22 protein-coding genes are annotated in these 16,490 nt (G+C 63.7%); 6 read left to right on the forward strand and 16 right to left on the reverse strand.

The window, feature by feature from the left end:
- Window positions 1-18 precede the first annotated feature (18 nt).
- The 5 genes from G5V57_RS12740 to G5V57_RS12755 are packed head-to-tail and all read right to left on the reverse strand — an operon-like array spanning window position 19 to window position 2,986.
- The gene (locus G5V57_RS12740) at window positions 19-807 is read right to left on the reverse strand and encodes a heme ABC transporter ATP-binding protein (protein ID WP_165167871.1); all 789 of its coding nucleotides are present in this window, start codon (window positions 805-807) and stop codon (window positions 19-21) included.
- Entirely contained in the window at window positions 807-1,595 is a 789-nt protein-coding gene (locus tag G5V57_RS12745; RefSeq protein WP_371744817.1) for a FecCD family ABC transporter permease, read from the reverse strand. Before G5V57_RS12745 ends, G5V57_RS12740 begins: the two co-directional genes overlap by 1 nt.
- Complete coding sequence (locus G5V57_RS35200; RefSeq protein WP_371744775.1) at window positions 1,495-1,878, reverse strand: hypothetical protein; 384 nt, start codon at window positions 1,876-1,878, stop codon at window positions 1,495-1,497. Before G5V57_RS35200 ends, G5V57_RS12745 begins: the two co-directional genes overlap by 101 nt.
- Window positions 1,875-2,777 carry a hemin ABC transporter substrate-binding protein gene (locus tag G5V57_RS12750; RefSeq protein ID WP_165167872.1) on the reverse strand — a complete coding sequence of 301 codons (903 nt, stop codon included), beginning with the start codon at window positions 2,775-2,777 and terminating at the stop codon, window positions 1,875-1,877. The genes G5V57_RS35200 and G5V57_RS12750 overlap by 4 nt, the downstream gene beginning before the upstream one ends.
- A gap of 11 nt (window positions 2,778-2,788) precedes the next feature.
- Window positions 2,789-2,986, reverse strand: coding sequence for a hemin uptake protein HemP (locus G5V57_RS12755; RefSeq protein WP_165167873.1), 198 nt, complete (start codon window positions 2,984-2,986; stop codon window positions 2,789-2,791).
- Between the two features lie 302 nt (window positions 2,987-3,288).
- On the opposite strand from G5V57_RS12755, the gene G5V57_RS12760 reads away from it, so the two are divergent.
- A complete protein-coding gene (locus G5V57_RS12760) occupies window positions 3,289-3,633 on the forward strand; it encodes an antibiotic biosynthesis monooxygenase (RefSeq protein WP_165167874.1) in 345 nt (114 codons plus the stop codon).
- The gene (hutX, locus tag G5V57_RS12765) at window positions 3,630-4,142 is read left to right on the forward strand and encodes a heme utilization cystosolic carrier protein HutX (RefSeq protein WP_165167875.1); all 513 of its coding nucleotides are present in this window, start codon (window positions 3,630-3,632) and stop codon (window positions 4,140-4,142) included. The genes G5V57_RS12760 and hutX overlap by 4 nt, the downstream gene beginning before the upstream one ends.
- 465 nt (window positions 4,143-4,607) lie before the next feature.
- Here the strand turns inward: hutX and denD are convergent, their stop codons facing one another.
- From denD to G5V57_RS12785, 4 genes are all read right to left on the reverse strand, one after another.
- Complete coding sequence (gene denD / locus G5V57_RS12770) at window positions 4,608-5,579, reverse strand: D-erythronate dehydrogenase (RefSeq protein ID WP_165167876.1); 972 nt, start codon at window positions 5,577-5,579, stop codon at window positions 4,608-4,610.
- Window positions 5,580-5,615: 36 nt separating this feature from the next.
- Window positions 5,616-6,398 carry an SDR family NAD(P)-dependent oxidoreductase gene (locus G5V57_RS12775; RefSeq protein WP_165167877.1) on the reverse strand — a complete coding sequence of 261 codons (783 nt, stop codon included), beginning with the start codon at window positions 6,396-6,398 and terminating at the stop codon, window positions 5,616-5,618.
- A 152-nt stretch (window positions 6,399-6,550) separates the two neighbouring features.
- A complete protein-coding gene (locus tag G5V57_RS12780) occupies window positions 6,551-7,321 on the reverse strand; it encodes an SDR family oxidoreductase (protein ID WP_165167878.1) in 771 nt (256 codons plus the stop codon).
- Window positions 7,318-7,998 (reverse strand): ABC transporter permease, encoded by a 681-nt coding sequence (locus tag G5V57_RS12785; RefSeq protein WP_246737609.1) that lies wholly within the window; start codon window positions 7,996-7,998, stop codon window positions 7,318-7,320. The genes G5V57_RS12780 and G5V57_RS12785 overlap by 4 nt, the downstream gene beginning before the upstream one ends.
- On the opposite strand from G5V57_RS12785, the gene G5V57_RS34340 reads away from it, so the two are divergent.
- Complete coding sequence (locus G5V57_RS34340) at window positions 7,979-8,332, forward strand: hypothetical protein (protein ID WP_246737610.1); 354 nt, start codon at window positions 7,979-7,981, stop codon at window positions 8,330-8,332. The two genes, G5V57_RS12785 and G5V57_RS34340, sit on opposite strands and share 20 nt — an antisense overlap.
- A 248-nt stretch (window positions 8,333-8,580) precedes the next feature.
- Here G5V57_RS34340 and G5V57_RS12790 read toward each other — a convergent pair whose 3' ends face one another.
- Genes G5V57_RS12790 through G5V57_RS12800 form a run of 3 tightly spaced genes read right to left on the reverse strand, consistent with a single transcriptional unit; the run spans window position 8,581 to window position 11,604 of the window.
- Complete coding sequence (locus tag G5V57_RS12790) at window positions 8,581-9,624, reverse strand: sugar ABC transporter substrate-binding protein (RefSeq protein WP_165167879.1); 1,044 nt, start codon at window positions 9,622-9,624, stop codon at window positions 8,581-8,583.
- Window positions 9,625-9,646: 22 nt separating this feature from the next.
- Window positions 9,647-10,435, reverse strand: a complete 789-nt coding sequence (locus tag G5V57_RS12795; RefSeq protein WP_165167880.1) for an ATP-binding cassette domain-containing protein — start codon at window positions 10,433-10,435, stop codon at window positions 9,647-9,649.
- The gene (locus G5V57_RS12800; RefSeq protein ID WP_165167881.1) at window positions 10,432-11,604 is read right to left on the reverse strand and encodes an ROK family transcriptional regulator; all 1,173 of its coding nucleotides are present in this window, start codon (window positions 11,602-11,604) and stop codon (window positions 10,432-10,434) included. The genes G5V57_RS12795 and G5V57_RS12800 overlap by 4 nt, the downstream gene beginning before the upstream one ends.
- 314 nt (window positions 11,605-11,918) lie before the next feature.
- Here G5V57_RS12800 and G5V57_RS12805 point away from each other — a divergent pair, with 314 nt between their 5' ends.
- The gene (locus tag G5V57_RS12805) at window positions 11,919-12,416 is read left to right on the forward strand and encodes a DUF5681 domain-containing protein (protein ID WP_165167882.1); all 498 of its coding nucleotides are present in this window, start codon (window positions 11,919-11,921) and stop codon (window positions 12,414-12,416) included.
- 128 nt (window positions 12,417-12,544) lie between these two features.
- Here G5V57_RS12805 and G5V57_RS12810 read toward each other — a convergent pair whose 3' ends face one another.
- From G5V57_RS12810 to G5V57_RS12820, 3 genes are read right to left on the reverse strand one after another with little or no spacing between them, the layout of a single operon-like run.
- Entirely contained in the window at window positions 12,545-12,865 is a 321-nt protein-coding gene (locus G5V57_RS12810) for a hypothetical protein (protein WP_165167883.1), read from the reverse strand.
- Window positions 12,855-13,610: a gamma-glutamylcyclotransferase gene (locus tag G5V57_RS12815; RefSeq protein WP_246737611.1), complete on the reverse strand. Its 756-nt coding sequence runs from the start codon at window positions 13,608-13,610 to the stop codon at window positions 12,855-12,857. Before G5V57_RS12815 ends, G5V57_RS12810 begins: the two co-directional genes overlap by 11 nt.
- Window positions 13,607-13,885, reverse strand: coding sequence for a hypothetical protein (locus G5V57_RS12820; RefSeq protein WP_165167884.1), 279 nt, complete (start codon window positions 13,883-13,885; stop codon window positions 13,607-13,609). The genes G5V57_RS12815 and G5V57_RS12820 overlap by 4 nt, the downstream gene beginning before the upstream one ends.
- A gap of 504 nt (window positions 13,886-14,389) precedes the next feature.
- On the opposite strand from G5V57_RS12820, the gene G5V57_RS12825 reads away from it, so the two are divergent.
- Entirely contained in the window at window positions 14,390-15,799 is a 1,410-nt protein-coding gene (locus G5V57_RS12825; RefSeq protein ID WP_165167885.1) for an amidohydrolase family protein, read from the forward strand.
- A gap of 15 nt (window positions 15,800-15,814) precedes the next feature.
- The gene (locus G5V57_RS12830) at window positions 15,815-16,120 is read left to right on the forward strand and encodes a hypothetical protein (protein WP_246737612.1); all 306 of its coding nucleotides are present in this window, start codon (window positions 15,815-15,817) and stop codon (window positions 16,118-16,120) included.
- Here the strand turns inward: G5V57_RS12830 and G5V57_RS12835 are convergent.
- Window positions 16,110-16,427, reverse strand: coding sequence for a hypothetical protein (locus tag G5V57_RS12835; protein ID WP_165167887.1), 318 nt, complete (start codon window positions 16,425-16,427; stop codon window positions 16,110-16,112). The genes G5V57_RS12830 and G5V57_RS12835 overlap by 11 nt on opposite strands.
- Window positions 16,428-16,490 lie beyond the last annotated feature (63 nt).

Genomic DNA, 16,490 nt, shown 5'->3' on the forward strand with positions numbered 1-16,490 from the left:
GTGACAAGGGGGGAAATCTCATGCCGGCCGGCTGAGCAGCGCGAAGGGACGGCCTGACGCTTTCGCGATCTCGACCGGCATGTCGACGCCATAGACATCGAGGATCGCCGAGCGGTCGAGCACATCCCGCGGCGCGCCTTGGCGGCGAATGCGCCCATCGGCCATCATCACCAGCCGGTCGGCATAGAGTGCCGCCAGGTTGATGTCATGCAGGATCATCAGCGCGCCGCCGCCTCCGGTCACATGGCGGCGCACCGCTTCCAGCGTCTGCAACTGATGACGGATGTCGAGATTGGATACCGGCTCGTCGAGCAACAGGAAGCCCGAACCATCCGGTCTTCCGGCCCAGGCCTGGCAGAGGACGCGTGCCAGATGCACGCGCTGCTGCTCGCCGCCGGACAGCTGCTGATGCAACCTTCCTTCGAAGCCTTCGAGGCCGACGGCCTTGAGCGCGCGCGGCAGAAGCCGCTGCGCTTCGGTCCGGCTCAGGCCGGCGCGGCCGGCTTCGAGGCCGAGGCGGACCACTTCGAAGACGGTGAACGGGAAGTTGAGCCCCGTCGATTGCGACAGGACGGCGCGCTCGCGCGCCAGCTCGTCGAGCGCAATGCGGGCGAGCGGTCTGCCGTCGAAACTGACTGAGCCTTCATCGGGATCGAGATCGCCGGTCAGCACCCTGAGCAGCGTGGACTTGCCGGCGCCGTTGGGCCCCAGGATGATGACGAGCTCGCCGCGCGCCAGAGTGAGCGACACGTCGCTGAGCACCGGGCGCGCGCCATAGCTGAGCGAGATATGGTCGGCGGAGAACATCAGAGGTCGACGAGATTGCGGTTGCGCAGCAGAATCCACAGGAAGAACGCGGCTCCCAGGATGGCGGTGACGATGCCGATCGGCAGTTCCGCCGGCGAGACGATGGTGCGGCTGATCATGTCGGCGCCGACCAGCAGTACGGCCCCCAGAAGCAGCGAGGCCAGCAGGAGGAAGCGGTGATCCGGCCCGATGAAGAGACGCAGGAGATGCGGCACGACGATGCCGAGGAAGCCGATCGTGCCGCTCACCGCCACGGCGGTGCCGGTCAGGAGCGCCACCGCGACGATGGCCGTGCGCTTGAGGATCTGCACCGGAATGCCGAGATGACGGGCTTCCGATTCACCTAGCGCCAGCGCGTTGAAGCCGCCGGCGAAAGCGAGGCCGAGCAGCAGGCCGATGGCGATGAAGGGCGTCGTGGCGAAAATCTTGGGCCAGCTGGCTCCCCCTAAGCTGCCGAGGCTCCAGAAGGTGAGCTCGCGTAATTGCTGGTCGTTGCTCATGAAGATGAGCACGCCGGTCGCCGCCATCATCAAGGCGGCGATGGCGATGCCGCCGAGAAGCATCGTGGCGATCGAGGTGCGCCCGCGCCGGGTGGCGATGAGATAGAGGCAGGTCGTGGCGACGAGGCCGCCGAAAAAGGCGCCGACCGGCAGCAGATAGATCATCGCCGCCGCGCCGAGAAGCGCCTCACCTAGAACGATAGCGGTAATGGCGGCGAAGCTCGCACCCGCCGAGACGCCGATGATGCCCGGATCGGCGAGCGGATTGCGGAACAGGCCTTGCAGCAGGGCGCCCGAAAAAGCGAGCGCGCCGCCGACCAGGATGGCGAGCAGGGTGCGTTGGCAGTCGCACGCTCCAGACGATGGCCTGGTCGCGCAAACTTACGGCGTCGGGCGTGAAGATCACCTGCAGCACGGTCGTGGCCGAAAGCGGCACCGGGCCGGTCATGATCGAGATCACGCAGGCTGCGGCGAGCAGCAGCCCCAGGCCCACCATCGCTAGCTTCGCCCGGCCGCTGCGGTCGCCTTCCATGCCGATCGTCGTATCGGGAGAGGTGTCGATCACCGTCACAGAGCGAGACCAGGATGCAGCGCCTTGGCGAGCTCGCGCGCGGCGGAAGGCGTGCGCGGTCCGAAGCCTAGGAGATAGGAGCCGTCCATGCGGATGAGCTTGCGGGTCCTGGCCGCCGGTATCTTCGAGAAAGGCTCCTGCGCGAAAAGCTCGTCGGCGCCGATATCACCCTCGCGCTCCATCATCACCACCGCTTCCGGCTGCGCGGCGATGATCGCTTCGGCGCTCGCCGGCTTGAAGCCGTTGAAGTCGGCGACCGCGTTTGTGCCGCCGGCGAGCGTGATGATTTCATTCGCCGAGGACTTGGCCCCTGCCGCCATGATGCGGCCGCCGATGAGGCTGAGCACGAACAGAGTGCGCGGGCGCGGCGCGTGGCCCAGGGCGGCCTTGAGGGCGGCCAGTTCGGCTTCGATCGATCTGGTGAGTGACGTCCCCTTCTCCTTCACGTCGAGAATCTCGGCGATGAGCGCGATCTTGCGGCCGATCGCCTCAGCGGTCGGGTTATAGTCGACGAGTGCGATCGGGACGCCGCTCTGTTTCAGGGCCGCGACCACTTCCGGCGGGCCTGAGCCGGCGCTCGCCAGGATCAGATCCGGCGATTGCGCGAGCACGCCTTCCGTCGACAGCGCCCGCATATAGCCGACCTTGGGGAGGGCCAGCACTGCCGGCGGGAAGGTGCTGGTGGTGTCGGTGGCGATCACGCGACGGCCTTCACCCAGCTCATGGATGATCTCGGTGACATCGCCGCCGATCGAGAGGATGCGGTCGAGCTTGCCGAGCGTGACGTCGTCGCCGGCCGCATCCTTGACGTTGCGGGCGATAAGCGGAGCGGAAGCCGACAGCGTGAAAACCGCAGCGGCGCCGGCGCTGAGCAGCCGGCGGCGGGAGACGCTTCGCATGGGGGGTGATCCTACTTGTTCAGGAGCAGGCCGCCGGAGCGGGTGATTCTCAGGCGATACATCTCGCCCTGATGCTCGATGCGGATCTCGGTCTTGTCGCGGAACAGATCGCGTGAGGAATAAGTGGTCTCGCCCTTCGCCGCCTCGCTCTCATAGGCGGCCGGGGTCTTCTGGGGGGCCGGTTCGTTAATGGGGGTCGGGTTGATCATGAGGTGCACCACTCCGCAGGTTTTGCGGAACGTGGCGATCAGCTAGTTCCGAGAAAGTCGTCAGGAAGAATAGTTGACTAATTAGGTCGGCTATTGCTAATCGTCAAGCATCATCTGGGGTTAGCCGGCAAATTCGGCGGCCCCCGATGCGCCAGCCCGCGAGCAAGCCTCAGATATTCCGGCAAGCCAGCCAGCCAGAGCAGATGAGAAACGGAACGAACGGATGGTCAAGATCCGCGCGTTCCCCTGTGCTTTCGAGGGCCGGCGCCGATGCGCGGCCGCAGATCTGAGGGAAGATGCCTATGACATTCATTGCCATGAACCGTTTCAAGGTGCCGAAGGATTCGGGTGCCGAATTCGAGCAAGTCTGGCTCAAGCGCGACAGCTATCTGAACGAGATGCAGGGCTTCGTCGAATTCCACCTGCTGCGCGGGCCGGAACTTGAGGATCACATTCTCTACTCCTCGCACACCGTGTGGCGTACTAAAGCCGATTTCGAGGCCTGGACCAATTCGGAAGGCTTCCGCAAGGCGCATGCCCGTGCCGGTGACAACTCCAACAAGAAGTTGTTCCTCGGCCATCCGCAATTCGAGGGCTTCGAGGCGATCCAGACGCTCACCGCGGCGTCCGCCGGAGCGGCGGCATGACCGTTGCGCTCAAAGAGAAGCCGGCCTCGGTCGCGGATGCCCTGAAGGCGAAGCCCGACGGCGTGCTCGAGGTCATCGCGGCGCAATGCGGCGTGCCGCTGCGCCGCGTCTTCGACGAGCTGCCGCAAGGGGCCGCGCGCCACGTGGCGGGCAGCCGCTTCGAGGAGATCTGGCAGGCGCTTACGCAATGGGGTGACGTGCTGTTCATCGTCCACACCACCGACATCGTGCTCGAATGCAAGGGGCCGCTGCCCGGTGGCACAGCTGCGCAAGGCTATTTCAACATCCATGGCGACAGCCCGATCGGCGGCCATATCAAGGCCGACCGCTGCGCCGCGATCTATTTCATCGACCGGCTGTTCCATGGCCGGCGCTCCTGCTCGGTGCAGTTCATCAACGGCGAGGGCGAGGCGATGTTCAAGGTCTTCGTCCGCCGCGACGAGAAGCGCGAGCTCATCGCCGATCAGCTGGCGCTGTTCGAGGCGCTGCGTGCGAAAGCAACACAATGACGTCACCCCGGCGAAAGCCGGGGCTCATTAAATTCGTGCCGAATGGATCCCGGCTTTCGCCGCTATCGTATGTACACATCTCGTGAGGGATGCGCCCTTACCCTCGCCCCGCTTTAGCGGGGAGAGGGAGGGGCCCATTGCGTAGCAATGGGAGGGTGAGGGGCCTTTACGAGATCGAGTTCGACCTCAGACAACTGAACGCTCGCACGACAAGCATGCCCTCACTGCGTCGGTGGCCGTGCCCCTCACCCTTCCCGCCGCTGCGCGTCGGGCCCCTTCCCTCTCCCCGCTGCGCTTCGCTTGCAGGGCGAGGGTAAAGCGGCAAGACGGTCATCAGATGTGTGAATCCGATAGCGGCTTTCGCTGGGATGACGGAATGTCGGACTGCCCGATCTTGTCCTCGTGCTCACCAGGTCCCATGCTGCAATTTCCCAAATTTTGGCCCATGATTGCAAGCGAAGATTTTTATCCGATCTTGCCGCCGAGCTCGTCCTCGATATGGATGCGGATGATCTCGTCGAAGGTCGTTTCCGCCTTGAAGCCCAGAGCAGCAGCGCGCTTTGTCTCGAAATCGCGCGGCCAGCCGGAGACGATTTTCATGATCACCGGATCGGGCTCGCGTCTTATGAGGCGGACCGCCTTCTCGCCGGCGACGCGGCGCAAAGCCTCGATCTGCTCGCCCACCGTCGCCGACAGTCCCGGCATGCTGAGATTGCGCCGCGCCCCCAGAGGCGCCAGGTCCATCGACATCGCACGAGTGAGAAATCCTACCGCTGAGCGCGGACTCGCATGCCAGTGGCGCACATCCTCGCCAACAGGGAGGATCGCTTCCTGGCCCGCCAGAGGCTCGCGCAGGATGTTGGAGAAGAAGCCCGACGCCGCCTTGTTCGGCTTGCCGGGCCTGACGCAGATGGTCGGCAGGCGGATGCCGATGCCGTCGAAGAAGCCGCGCCGCGTATAGTCGGCGAGCAGCAATTCGCCGATCGCCTTCTGCGTGCCGTAGGAAGTGAGCGGTGTCGTGAAATACTCGTCCCCGATCTTCTCCGGAAAGGGTGCCCCGAAGACGGCGATCGAAGAGGTGAAGACGACGCGGGGTCTGTAGGGCGACTTCATGCCTTCCCGGCGGATCGCCTCGAACAGCGCCCGCGTCGCGTCGAGATTGATGCGATAGCCACGGTCGAAATCGGCTTCGGCCTCACCTGATACGATGGCCGCCAGATGCACGATGAAATCGGGCCGCTCCGCAATGAGGCTCTCCGCGACGCCGTCCTCCGCCAGATCACAGGCGCGCGTGACAACCTTGCCCTTGAAGCCCGCCGGCGTCTCGGGAGCGATGACATCGACGAGGGTGAACTGATCGGCGCTGCCGTCCGCCACCAGTCTGTTCGTGAGCTTGCGGCCGACCATGCCGGCGGCTCCGATGATGAGAATATGCATGATGCTATAGGGCCACAGTCCGTCTTTCGGCTCAAGTCAATAAGTGGCGGTGAAGCCGCCATCGACGACCAGCACCGTGCCGGTGACATAGAGGCTGTCGTCGCTGGCGAGGAAGAGGATGGGGCCGGCGACATCGTCCGCCTTGCCGGCGCGCCGGAGCGGCATGCGGCCATATTTGAAATAGATGTCCTGGAACCAGTCCGTCTTGTGCTCATGCGGCGTGTCGTGCTTCTGCTCGGCCATGCGCGTGTCGATATAGCCGGGCGCCACCGCATTGGCCCTTATGCCGAATGGGCCGAAATCCACCGCCATGCAACGGGTGAGATTGACGAGGCCGCCTTTCGCTGTCGCATAGGCCATGGCATGCGGCTGGCCGCGTATGCCCTGCACCGAGGCGATATTGACGATGCTGCCCGACGGGCTCTGCTTGAGAAGCGGCAAAGCGGCGCGCGCCACAAGAAGTGCCGAGTCGAGATTGATGGCGAGCACGTGCCGCCAGCGCGTTTCGTCGAGCTCCTCGATCGGGGTGTCGTCGGAAATGGCGGCATTGTTGACCACGATGTCGATGCGGCCCCAGTTGTTCGCCGCCTTGGCCACCATGCGTTCAACGCTCGCGGCATCGGCGACGTCGCAGGCAATGGCGTCGACCGCGAGACCTTGCCGCGTGAGATCCGCTGCGGCTTCCGCCAGCGTTTCCGCGTCGATGTCGGAGAGGAGCACGCGCGCCTCTTCCTCGGCGAGCCGCTTCGCCGCCGCGAGGCCGATGCCGCGCGCGGCACCGGTCACCAATGCGACGCGTCCGGATAGGCGTTTTGACATCTACCTTCTCCTGATCTTCCGGACCCCACCCGGCGCTTCGCGCCACCCTCCCCGCAAGAGGCGGGGAGGGAGATATGGTTCACTTCTCCCTCCTCGCGCGAATGCGCGGGGAGGGTGGCGAGCGAAGCGAGCCGGGTGGGGCGAGGGCAATCTCACTCCGGATGGATGCGAAAATCCTTGCCTTCCGGCAAGGTCTGGCCGCCGTCGACGATGATGGTCGTGCCGGTGATATAGGACGCCTCGTCGGAGGCGAGAAACAAGGTCGCATTGGCGATGTCGCGTGGGGCTCCGAGCCGGCCGAGCGGGATCGCGTCTTCCATGTTCCTGATGAAGGCCTCAGAGCGGTGCTCGACGATCGCCTCGGTCAGGATATTGCCGGGCTCGATGCCGTTGACGGTGATACCGTAACCGGCGAATTCGAGCGCCGCCGCCTTGATGAAGCCGTTGATGCCGGCCTTGCTCGCCGAATAATGGCCATGGCCGGGGCTCGTCACGCGGGGACCGGTGATCGAGGAGGTGAACACCATCCGCCCGTAGCCTTTGGGCTTCATGACGGCAAGCGCGGCGCGTGCCGCGAGGAACGTGCCTTTGAGATTGACCGCCAGCACGCTGTCCCATTCTTGCGGGGTGATGTTCTCGATCAGCGTCCAGGGATAGATGCCGGCATTCTGCACCAATATGTCGAGGCCGCCGAAAAAACCGACCGTATCGGCGACAGCGCGCTCGACATCTTCCTCACGCGCGATATTGACGGCGATGAAGCGGGCGCCGAGGCGTTTCGCCGTGACCTTGCCGGCTTCCGCGTCATTGTCGGCGAGCACCACCTGCGCGCCTTCCTCGATGAAGCGCTCGACGATGGCAGCACCAATGCCGCGCGCCGCGCCGATGACCAGCGCGGTGCGGTTCTTCAGTCTTTCGGTCATGCGAGTCTCTGCCGGATCTGAAGCTTGACGGTGTCGAGCAGGACGGCGGCGAGCACCATGCCGCCCAGGATCATCTGGGTGTAATGGACAGGCAGCGCCATGACATTCATGGCCGTCTGGATGGACGAGAGCAGGAGCACGCCGGCATAGACGCCGGGCAATTGCCCGATGCCGCCCTTGAGGCTGACGCCGCCGATGACCACCGCGGCGAAAGCGCGGAACAGCATGCCGATGCCGAGATTGGCGGTGGCGCCCGAGGTGCGGATGGCGAGCAGCCAGCCGGCGATCCCGGCGATGGCGCCGGCGAGGACGAAGGCGATGAGGACGAGCTTGTCGACCTTGATTCCGGCGCGGAAGGCGGCGGTGGAGTTGCCGCCGATCATGATCACATGGCGGCCGAACGGCGTCTTCGCCATGATGAAGGTGAAGACGACGAAGCAGGCAATGGCGATCCAGGCGATGAGCGGAATGCCGAGAACGGTCTCGATGCCGATGACGCGCAGAGCCGGCGCCAGGTCCTGAGCGGAACGGCCGCCTGAAATGGCATCGACCATGCCGCGCACATAGATATAGGAGGCGAGGGTCACGATGAAGGCGTTCATGCGGAGCTTGACCACCAGCCAGCCATTGACACCCCCGATGATGGAGCCGACCAGTATGGCGACGGTGAGCGACACGGGAATGACCAGCCATTCGGGCGTCAGCTCTATTCCCAAACCGATGCCGCGGGAGCAGAACAATATGCCGGTGATCATCGCGGTGAGGCCGGCGACCGATCTCGACCGAGAGATCCATATGGCCGGCGATGACGACGATGGCGAGGCCGATGGCCATGACGCCGACAAAGGTCGACTGCTCGATGATGTTCACGAAGATCCCGGTCTGGAAGAAATTGGGGATCGTCAGCGAAAACACGGCGAGCACGATCGCGAGAATGAACCAGACGAGATTGTCGAGGACGAATTCGACAAGCGCCCGCTGCCGGGAACTGATCATCATTTGACTCCGTAGGGGTGTTTCCCCCTCTCACATCCTTCGGACGGGAGAGGGGGAGCAGTTGCCGGCGCATGATAAGATCAGGCGATCCCATACCCTCATGCTGAGGTGCGACCCCGGCCTTGAGCCGGGGGAGCCTCGAAGCATGATCCAGCTTCACAGGTCTTGCCGCTGGCCACCCTTCGAGGGCCGCTGCGCGGCCACCTCAGGGTGAGGGGTGTGGGCGGAACCAATCTGATCACGCTTTGGTTCTTCGCTTAGGCTTATTCGACAGGCTTCACCGGCTCGGTTGGGGCCTTCATGTTGCCCCAGAAGCGCGGCTCGTCGATATTGTCCTTGGTGATCGCCGCACCCGGGATCTTGATATTGGGGCCCCAGCTTTCCATGGTCAGCGTCGAATCGAGGCCGAGCACCTTGTAGCTGCCGGGCTTGATCTCCTGCTTGTTCACCACCTTGTCGGCGAACATGGCGATCGCCGCGGCCTGGGCATAAAGCGGCTGCTCCACCTCGACATTCTCCCAGCCCTTGCGGATGAGATCGAGGCCGACGGGCGCGCCGTTCGACGAGACGAGCATGACGTCGCCCGGCTTCTTGCCTTTGGCCTCGAGCGAGGCGACGGCGGCGACGGCGAGATGCGCCGCATGCACGAAGATCAGGTCGATGTCGGGATTGGCGACGAGCTGGTCGGCGACGATCGTGCCGGCATTGGAGGCTTCCCACTGCATGGCGGGCAGCGAGATGATCTGCACGCCCGGGAAGTCCTTCATCTTCTCCTCGAAGCCCTTCTGGATGTCGAGCGTATAGGGATCGGCCGGATCGCCCAGCACCTGGAGGACCTTGCCCTTCACATCGCCCTTCTTCTCCTTCAGCAGGCGCTGGATCTCGCCCGCCGCGACATGGCCGATCTCGACCGTGCCGGCGACGGACGTGAAGTCCGACGGCGACGAGGTGATCTGGCGGTCGAAGATCATGACCGGGATGCCGGCGGCGCGGGCTTTCTCCATCGACGGCACCAATGCGTTGAAGTCGACGGCGGCGAGAATGATCGCCTTGGGCTTCAGATTGATGACGTCGTTCATCTGGCTCTGCTGGATGTCGGTCTTGTTGTCGGCATTGAGCGTCACCGTCTCATAGCCGACATCCTTCAGGAATTTCTCGAGGGCCTTGACCGACTCCGTCTGGAACTCGTCGAGCAGCGTCGGCACCATGTAATAGATCTTGCCCTTCGACTGCGCGAAGGCCGGCGTCGTGAGCGCGATTGCCGCGATGGCCAGCGCGCCCAGCAGGGTACTCAGCAGGCGTCTCATGGGTTTCCTCCTTGGTTTTGAATCAGGCATGCAGTTGTGGCTTCTTTTCTTGGGCGCGGCCGATCGTGGCCTCGCCGGTGATCATGCGGATGACTTCCTCGGGGGTCGTCGCGTCGTGCCTGACATCACCCGCCACCTTGCCCTGGCGGATGACCACGATGCGGTCGGCCACCTGGAAGGCTTGCGCCATGATATGGGTGATGATGACGACGCCGATGCCTTGCGCCGCGACGCGCTTGATCATGTCGAGGCCGCGCCGCGTCTGCTCGACGCCCAAAGCGGCGAAGGGCTCGTCGAGCAGCACCAGCTTGCCGCCCCAATGGACGAAGCGGTTGAGCTCGATCGCCTGGCGCTGGCCGCCCGAGAGATGCTCGACATTGGTCCGGAGCGACGGGATGCGCGTGCCGGCGCTGGCGAGCGCCTTGTCGACCGCGTCATACATCTCTTTTTCCTGCAGGACGGGAATGCCGAAATAGTGCTTCACGATCTCGCGGCCCATGAAGAAATTGGCGACGACGTCGACATTCGTGCACAGCGACAGGTCCTGATAGACGGTTTCGATGCCGGCCGCCTTGGCTTCGGCGGGCGAATAGAACTTGCGTTCCTCACCGTCGAAGAGCATGCGCCCTGACGTAGCCTGTAGGCCACCCGCTATGATCTTGACCAGGGTCGACTTGCCGGCGCCGTTGTCGCCCAGAAGCGCCACCACCTCGCCGCGCGAGATGTCGAAGCTGACGCCGCGCAGCGCCTCGATGGCGCCGAAATTGCGGGTGATGTTTTCGAGCCTGAGGAGGGGGACCTGGTCGCTCACGCCGCTTGCTCCGCTTTGGGTTTCTGCATCAGAGGATCGGGGTCGTCGTCGCCGGCCGAGCCGATGCGCGGCGCCATGACGCTGGAGAAGGCAAGCGCCGCGGCGCCGCGTAAAAGCGCCGCCTTGCCGGTCATCGACAGAATGAGGCGCGGCACCTGGCGGTCGCGCCTGGCGGAGACCGACGGCAGCAACGGTTCGGCGGCGCGCACGAGCTTTTTCATGATGCCTTCGGGGGCGAGGCCGCCGAAAATGATCGTCTCCGGATCGAAGAGATTCTCGATCGCCAGGATCGCCGTGCGCAGAAGCGGTGCCGCTTCCGCGATCCACCCCTCTTCGCCGACGATCTTCGAGCGCCGCTCCAGCGCCTCGACGGAAAGATAACGCTCGAGGCAGCCGCGATTGCCGCAGGACGGGCAGAATTCGCCATCGGGGATGAAGGGCACATGGCCGATCTCGCCGGCATTGCCGCGCGAGCCGCGCAGGACGTGGCCTTCATGGACGAGGCGGCCGCCGGTGCCGAAGCCGAGATAGAGATAATAGAATTCGTGCAAGGCCCGCCCGGCGCCATAGAGGCGCTCGCTCAGCGCCGCCGAGGCGACGTCGCCGCCGACAAAGGCCGGAAGCCCGGTCGCGGCATGGAGCCGTTCGGCGATCGGCACGCCTGTCCAGCCTTCGAGCGTCGTCGGCCCGACGAAGCTCATGGCTTCGACATCGAAGGGACCGGGCATCGCCATGCCGAGGCCCAGCATGCGGCCCTTGGGACGAAGGGCGCGCAGTTCGGCGCTGATGCGCGCGATCTCGGCGAAGGTGGCAGCGGGATCGGGATTGGCCATCTCGCGGCCTTGGGCGCCGATGATGTCGCCGGCGAGATTGACCAGTGCAACGTCGACACCGAGGGGCGACACATTGGCGCCGATGGCGAAGCCGCCGTCGGGATTGAGGGTGAGCGCGGTCGCCGGATATCCGCGGCCCTTCGGCTCTTCGCGGGCGCCGATGATGAAATCCTGCTCCTCGAGCTCGCGGATGATGGTCGAGACGGTCTGGACGGTGAGGCCGACGCGCCGCGCGATCTCTGCCCGCGCGATCGGGCCGTGCAGCCGGATCGCTTCCAGCACGATCCTGCGGTTGTACGGCCTTCCCGTTTCCTGGTTGGTTCCTCTGAGCACCATGTTCCTGGCGTCTCCCTGGCGTAAGGCTATCATTGGAAAAAAGATTAAGTCAAATGGATTTCAAAAAAACCCGGATGCAGGGAATTGCAGGGATTTGCAGGGTATTTTCGCGTTTTTGCGATGGGTACATAACAATATCAAGGACTTGATCGGAATCGAGCCGTCCGGAGCAGGGAATTGCGTCTGTGTGCCTTCAGTCTTCGGCGGTCGTCCAACCATCCCATCGATCATGCGCGGAACTCCTCATCCCTTGACTTGTTGGACATAACTAGAACAGAAAAAACCACGGATGAAAGTGGAAAAGGGAGGTGGCCATGGCCGGCGACGCAACGAACACCGAAGGCGACGAAACTCACGTCGGTTATGGCCGCCCGCCCAAATCGACACGTTTCCGCAAGGGCCAGTCGGGCAATCCGGCGGGAAAGCTCAAGGGGACCCGGAACCGGCGTGACTTTCCTGGCGAGCAGCTGCGTGCGCTGTTGCTCAAGGAGGCCTATCGGCCGGTCAAGGTGAAGGTCGGACGGAAGGAGGTCACCATGCCGCTGGCCCAGGCGGTGATCAGATCACTCACCGACGCCGCCACCAAAGGCGAGGCGCGGGCGCAGACCACTTTCTTCAAGATGCTGAGCGCCAGCGAGGCCGAGGCCGCGGCAGCGGCGAAGGAAGAGACGCCCGATGAAATGCCCGAGCCGGAAGTGCCGGAGTTCGAGATACAAATTGTCGATGTCGTCGACGGCCGTCCTGTGCCGGCGGAGGTGATTTATCCGGACGAGCTGGAGGAGAATGGTGAGGGGACGCGAACTGGCGGGTGAAGTTTCGGGAGCTGATGTCATTGAGGCTTGCGGTCGGCATTTGGTCACCCGACTAGCCTATGCCGATGGTTGAGGCGAAGGCGGTCACGCCCTATTGCTCAACGCCGCGAACCAGCATCAAAAGTCTCTCAGGCGATCGAAAATGTCACCCTCGTCGCCGTCGTCACAGAATAGGCCAGCTGGCAAAGCCTATTGGTGAGTTGTTGGGAAAATGCAATGAAAGTCATGTCGAGGCGGATATCCCAATATCCGAAGGTCGCTTCATATCCGCTTATGTCCGATGCCCCTGAATCGCGACACGAGATCGGGCGCGGGGGCAGGCCACTTTCTTCAAAGCGTTCTGCGCCAGCGAAGCCGAGGCGGTTGTGCGGGACGAGATGTCGGACAAAATGCTCGAAGCGCTCAAAGAGGACCTCATTCGGCAATACCGCCCCGCTCTCAACCTCCACCGACGGCGCATGATTCCTGCATCATCCCGCCCTCCCTCATCCGCACAATCTCCTCCGCCACCAGATGTTGGAGCGCCCAGAGATTGCGGTCGCGGATGCCGAGCTCTTCCAGCTTCGCGACCGTCTGCTGAAGATATTCAGCCGCCGAGCCCAGATGTCCGCAGGCGCGGGCGAGATTGTGCGCCACTTTGCTCAAGGGCCATTTGCCGACATAGGTGTCTAGGCGCGAGGGATGGGCGTAGAAGGCAAGCGCCGGGACAGGGCCTTGCGCGGTGCGCGCCGATACCCAGCGCACGCTGTCGAGCGCCTCATGGCTGCCGAGCTCGCGCTGCAACAGGAGATCGAGGTCATGTACCTCGTTGCTGGGGGCGAGGCGATAGACGACGCCTTCGCAACTGCCGCCGCGCTCGAGGCACATCATGAGGCCGGGCTGCTCGGGCGTGCCGCGCCAGCGTGTCAGCGACATGCAGAAAGACCGGTGCCAGCCATGGATGACGGCGCGCCGCTGCTCGGCATATTGCGCTTCCGGCTTCCAGATCAGCGATCCGTAGGCGAAGAGCCATACGGCGCCTTCGCCTTCGCTGTCGGGCCGACGTCCAAGCAGGGACGCCGCCGCGGCACGGTAGTCGTCATCGTCGAAATATTCATATTTGAGGTCGGGGCCCAGATCCACGGCGGGCCTGGCGCAGAGCGCGACCAGATCTGAGGTGAGCGTCATGACGCGCCGTTTCGGCGCCTTCGTCACGCGCGCCATACAAAGCCGGTGCGCGAATGCACATAGAAGACGTAGGTGCGGCCGTTCCTCTGCGCATAGAACGAGAAGACGGTGGACGTGCAGCTCTTGACCCTGACCGGGTTGTAGCCCTGCTCGCGCACCATATGGCGCGCCGTGTTGCAGGATATCTTATAGTTGTCATGGTTCTTGACGCGCAGCTTGGTCGTATTCGCCTCGGCGCCCGTGTCGGGTACCGCAAGGGCAAAGAGCGAGGCCGTAACGGCGAGGGCGGCGAGCGTCTTCATGGTCGTCAACTCCAAAGCCTAAGTTTAGCGTACATCCCGGCGATGTGGAAATACCACGCCGGATGCCCTGACTATTACGCTCGAGGTCGCTTTAGGTTTCCACCCTTTGTCCAGACGCGGGGCTTTCGGACGACACGGAGAAATATCCCAATATGGGACGGAAGGCGCAATTCCGGACCTCCTAACCATTGGCAGGAACCTTTCAAGGCGGTATCGTATTAGATCACGATGAGTTTGGATTGAATCAATCCAAACTCATAAACGTGATCGATTCTTATATGTTACCGCGGGATTCTTGCGAAAAACCGGTGCCCACTTTTTCGCATCCCGCGCTAGGACGAGACAGGTGCTGGCGATCCGAGGAGCAGGCTGCGACAGCGCCAAAGGCGATGACCGGCAGGTCGCGTTCTTCGGCGAAGTCTCGACGTGATGACCTGAGCCCCATGCGGCGTGGTGCTTCATCAGCGCCGCGACATAATCAAAAGTCCGAGAGGAGAACCGTGAATGGCCGTTCTTCGACTTGTCTCAGCCGCCGGATGCGCCGCCGCCATCGGCCTTCTTCTGTGCATCGGTTTTGCCGGGCCCGCTCTCGCGGAAGACTTCGACATCGACGTTCCGGGACTCGAACCGACGGTCGCACCCGTTGCCGAGGGTGTTACGCTCTTCGAGAATGTACGGGTCTTCGACGGGAGCTCTCCCGATCTTTCGCCGCCTTCGAACGTGCTGGTGCGAGGCAATATCATCGAGCGCATCTCCGCGGCCAAGATCGACGCCGGCGCTGGGGCGCGGATCATCGCCGGCGACGGCCGCGTCCTGATGCCGGGTCTCATCGACTCGCATTGGCATGCCATCATGGCGGCGACGCCGCAGCCGGTCATGATGAGTGCCGATCCGTCCTATGTGCATTATCGCGCCGCGCGCGAGGCCGAAGCGACTTTGATGCGCGGCTTCACGACTATCCGCGACCTCGGCGGTCCGACTTTCGGCCTCAAGCGGGCGATCGATGAAGGCATCATTCCGGGGCCGCGCATCTATCCCTCCGGCGCCTTCATCTCGCAAACCTCAGGGCATGGCGATTTCCGCTTCCTGTTCGAGCTGCCGCGCCAGCCGGGCGGCCCCTTGAGCTACACCGAGCGGGTGGGCATTGCCGCCATCGCCGACAGTCCCGACGAGGTGCGCCTGCGCGTGCGCGAGCAGCTCCGCAATGGCGCAAGCCAGATCAAGCTGATGGCGGGCGGCGGCGTCAGCTCGCCGCATAACCCGATCGAGTCCCTGCAGTTCACCCCGGCCGAAATGCGGGCCGCCGTCGAAGCGGCGTCCGACTGGGGGACCTATGTCACGGTCCATGCCTATACATCGGCCGCCGTCCGCCGCGCCCTCGATGCCGGCGTCAAATGCATCGATCATGGCCAGCTGATCGACGATGCGACCGCGAAACTGATCAAGGAGAAGGACGTCTGGTGGAGCCTCCAGCCCCTGAGCTATGACGCGGAGGTGTTCGCGCGCATGAGCCCGGTGTCGCAGAAGAAGGCTCTTGAGGTCTTCGCCGGAACGGAAAACGCCTACAAGATGGCGGTGAAATATGACATCAAGACGGTCTTTGGCGCCGACATCCTTTTTGATCCGGTCGCCGCCAGCCGCCAGGGCAGCTATCTCGCCATGCTGTCCAGGTGGATGACGCCCGCCCAGGCGCTCAAATCCGCGACAGCGAATGCCGGCGAACTGCTGGCGCTCTCAGGCTTCATCAATCCCTATCCGGGAAAGCTCGGCGTCGTGCAGGAGGGTGCGCTGGCCGATCTGCTTCTCGTCGACGGCAATCCGCTGGCGGATCTCAATCTGGTGTCCGATCCGCAAAAGAACTTCGTCGTGATCATGAAGGATGGAAGAATATTCAAGGACGGCTTATCCAAATAAAAATGGAGAATGTCCATGCGTCCACATCTGTTGCTCTGCTTCGGCCTGGCTTTGAGCCTGGCGGAGCCGGTCGCCTTGCCGCCCCCCGCGCAAGCCGTCACGATCAACATACATATCGGCTCGAACCTCAATCAGGGCCGCGCCATCTCCTGCCGGGACGGCGAGCGGATCCTGCGCAATCGCGGTTTTCGCGATGTCCGGCGCGTCAATTGCAGCGGGCGATTCTTCGTCTATCGGGCCTGGCGCGGCGGGAGACGATATGAGATCGCGGTGAACCGGCATAATGGCCGCGTCGTCGACGTGCGTCGTCTCAGAAGGTGATGACTTCTCCACGCTTTCCCAGCCCGTCATGGCCGGGCTTGACCCGGCCATCCAGACTCGACGTCTCGCAGCCGGTGCATGGATAGGCTGGATGGCCGCCTCGAGGGCGGCGGTGACGAGATGGAGAGTGCTCCACTCGCTGCCCCAGCCCGTCATGGCCGGGCTTCGACCCGGCCATCCAGTCTCGACGTCTCGCGGCCGCTGCATGGATAGGCTGGATGGCCGCCTCGAGGGCGGCCATGACGAGATGGAGAGCGCTCCACTCGCTGCCCGAGCCCGTCATGGCCCGGTCATCCAGTCTCGACATCTCGCAGCTGTTGCATGGATAGGCTGGATGGCCGCCTCAAGGGCGGCCATGACGAGTTAAGCA

The organism is Nordella sp. HKS 07, assembly GCF_011046735.1.
GTDB lineage: Bacteria > Pseudomonadota > Alphaproteobacteria > Rhizobiales > Aestuariivirgaceae > Taklimakanibacter.

Bases quoted from the DNA above. Each gene is read 5' to 3' on its own strand.
- G5V57_RS12820 (WP_165167884.1), bottom strand. From the start codon at position 13,885: ATGAAGACGCTCGCCGCCCTCGCCGTTACGGCCTCGCTCTTTGCCCTT.
- G5V57_RS34340 (WP_246737610.1), top strand. From the start codon at position 7,979: ATGGCGACGGTGAGCGACACGGGAATGACCAGCCATTCGGGCGTCAGC.
- G5V57_RS12740 (WP_165167871.1), bottom strand. From the start codon at position 807: ATGTTCTCCGCCGACCATATCTCGCTCAGCTATGGCGCGCGCCCGGTG.
- G5V57_RS12780 (WP_165167878.1), bottom strand. From the start codon at position 7,321: ATGACCGAAAGACTGAAGAACCGCACCGCGCTGGTCATCGGCGCGGCG.
- G5V57_RS12805 (WP_165167882.1), top strand. From the start codon at position 11,919: ATGGCCGGCGACGCAACGAACACCGAAGGCGACGAAACTCACGTCGGT.
- G5V57_RS12755 (WP_165167873.1), bottom strand. From the start codon at position 2,986: ATGATCAACCCGACCCCCATTAACGAACCGGCCCCCCAGAAGACCCCG.
- G5V57_RS12760 (WP_165167874.1), top strand. From the start codon at position 3,289: ATGACATTCATTGCCATGAACCGTTTCAAGGTGCCGAAGGATTCGGGT.
- hutX (WP_165167875.1), top strand. From the start codon at position 3,630: ATGACCGTTGCGCTCAAAGAGAAGCCGGCCTCGGTCGCGGATGCCCTG.
- G5V57_RS12790 (WP_165167879.1), bottom strand. From the start codon at position 9,624: ATGAGACGCCTGCTGAGTACCCTGCTGGGCGCGCTGGCCATCGCGGCA.
- G5V57_RS12830 (WP_246737612.1), top strand. From the start codon at position 15,815: ATGCGTCCACATCTGTTGCTCTGCTTCGGCCTGGCTTTGAGCCTGGCG.
- G5V57_RS12750 (WP_165167872.1), bottom strand. From the start codon at position 2,777: ATGCGAAGCGTCTCCCGCCGCCGGCTGCTCAGCGCCGGCGCCGCTGCG.
- G5V57_RS12775 (WP_165167877.1), bottom strand. From the start codon at position 6,398: ATGTCAAAACGCCTATCCGGACGCGTCGCATTGGTGACCGGTGCCGCG.
- denD (WP_165167876.1), bottom strand. From the start codon at position 5,579: ATGCATATTCTCATCATCGGAGCCGCCGGCATGGTCGGCCGCAAGCTC.
- G5V57_RS12825 (WP_165167885.1), top strand. From the start codon at position 14,390: ATGGCCGTTCTTCGACTTGTCTCAGCCGCCGGATGCGCCGCCGCCATC.
- G5V57_RS12835 (WP_165167887.1), bottom strand. From the start codon at position 16,427: ATGTCGAGACTGGATGACCGGGCCATGACGGGCTCGGGCAGCGAGTGG.
- G5V57_RS12800 (WP_165167881.1), bottom strand. From the start codon at position 11,604: ATGGTGCTCAGAGGAACCAACCAGGAAACGGGAAGGCCGTACAACCGC.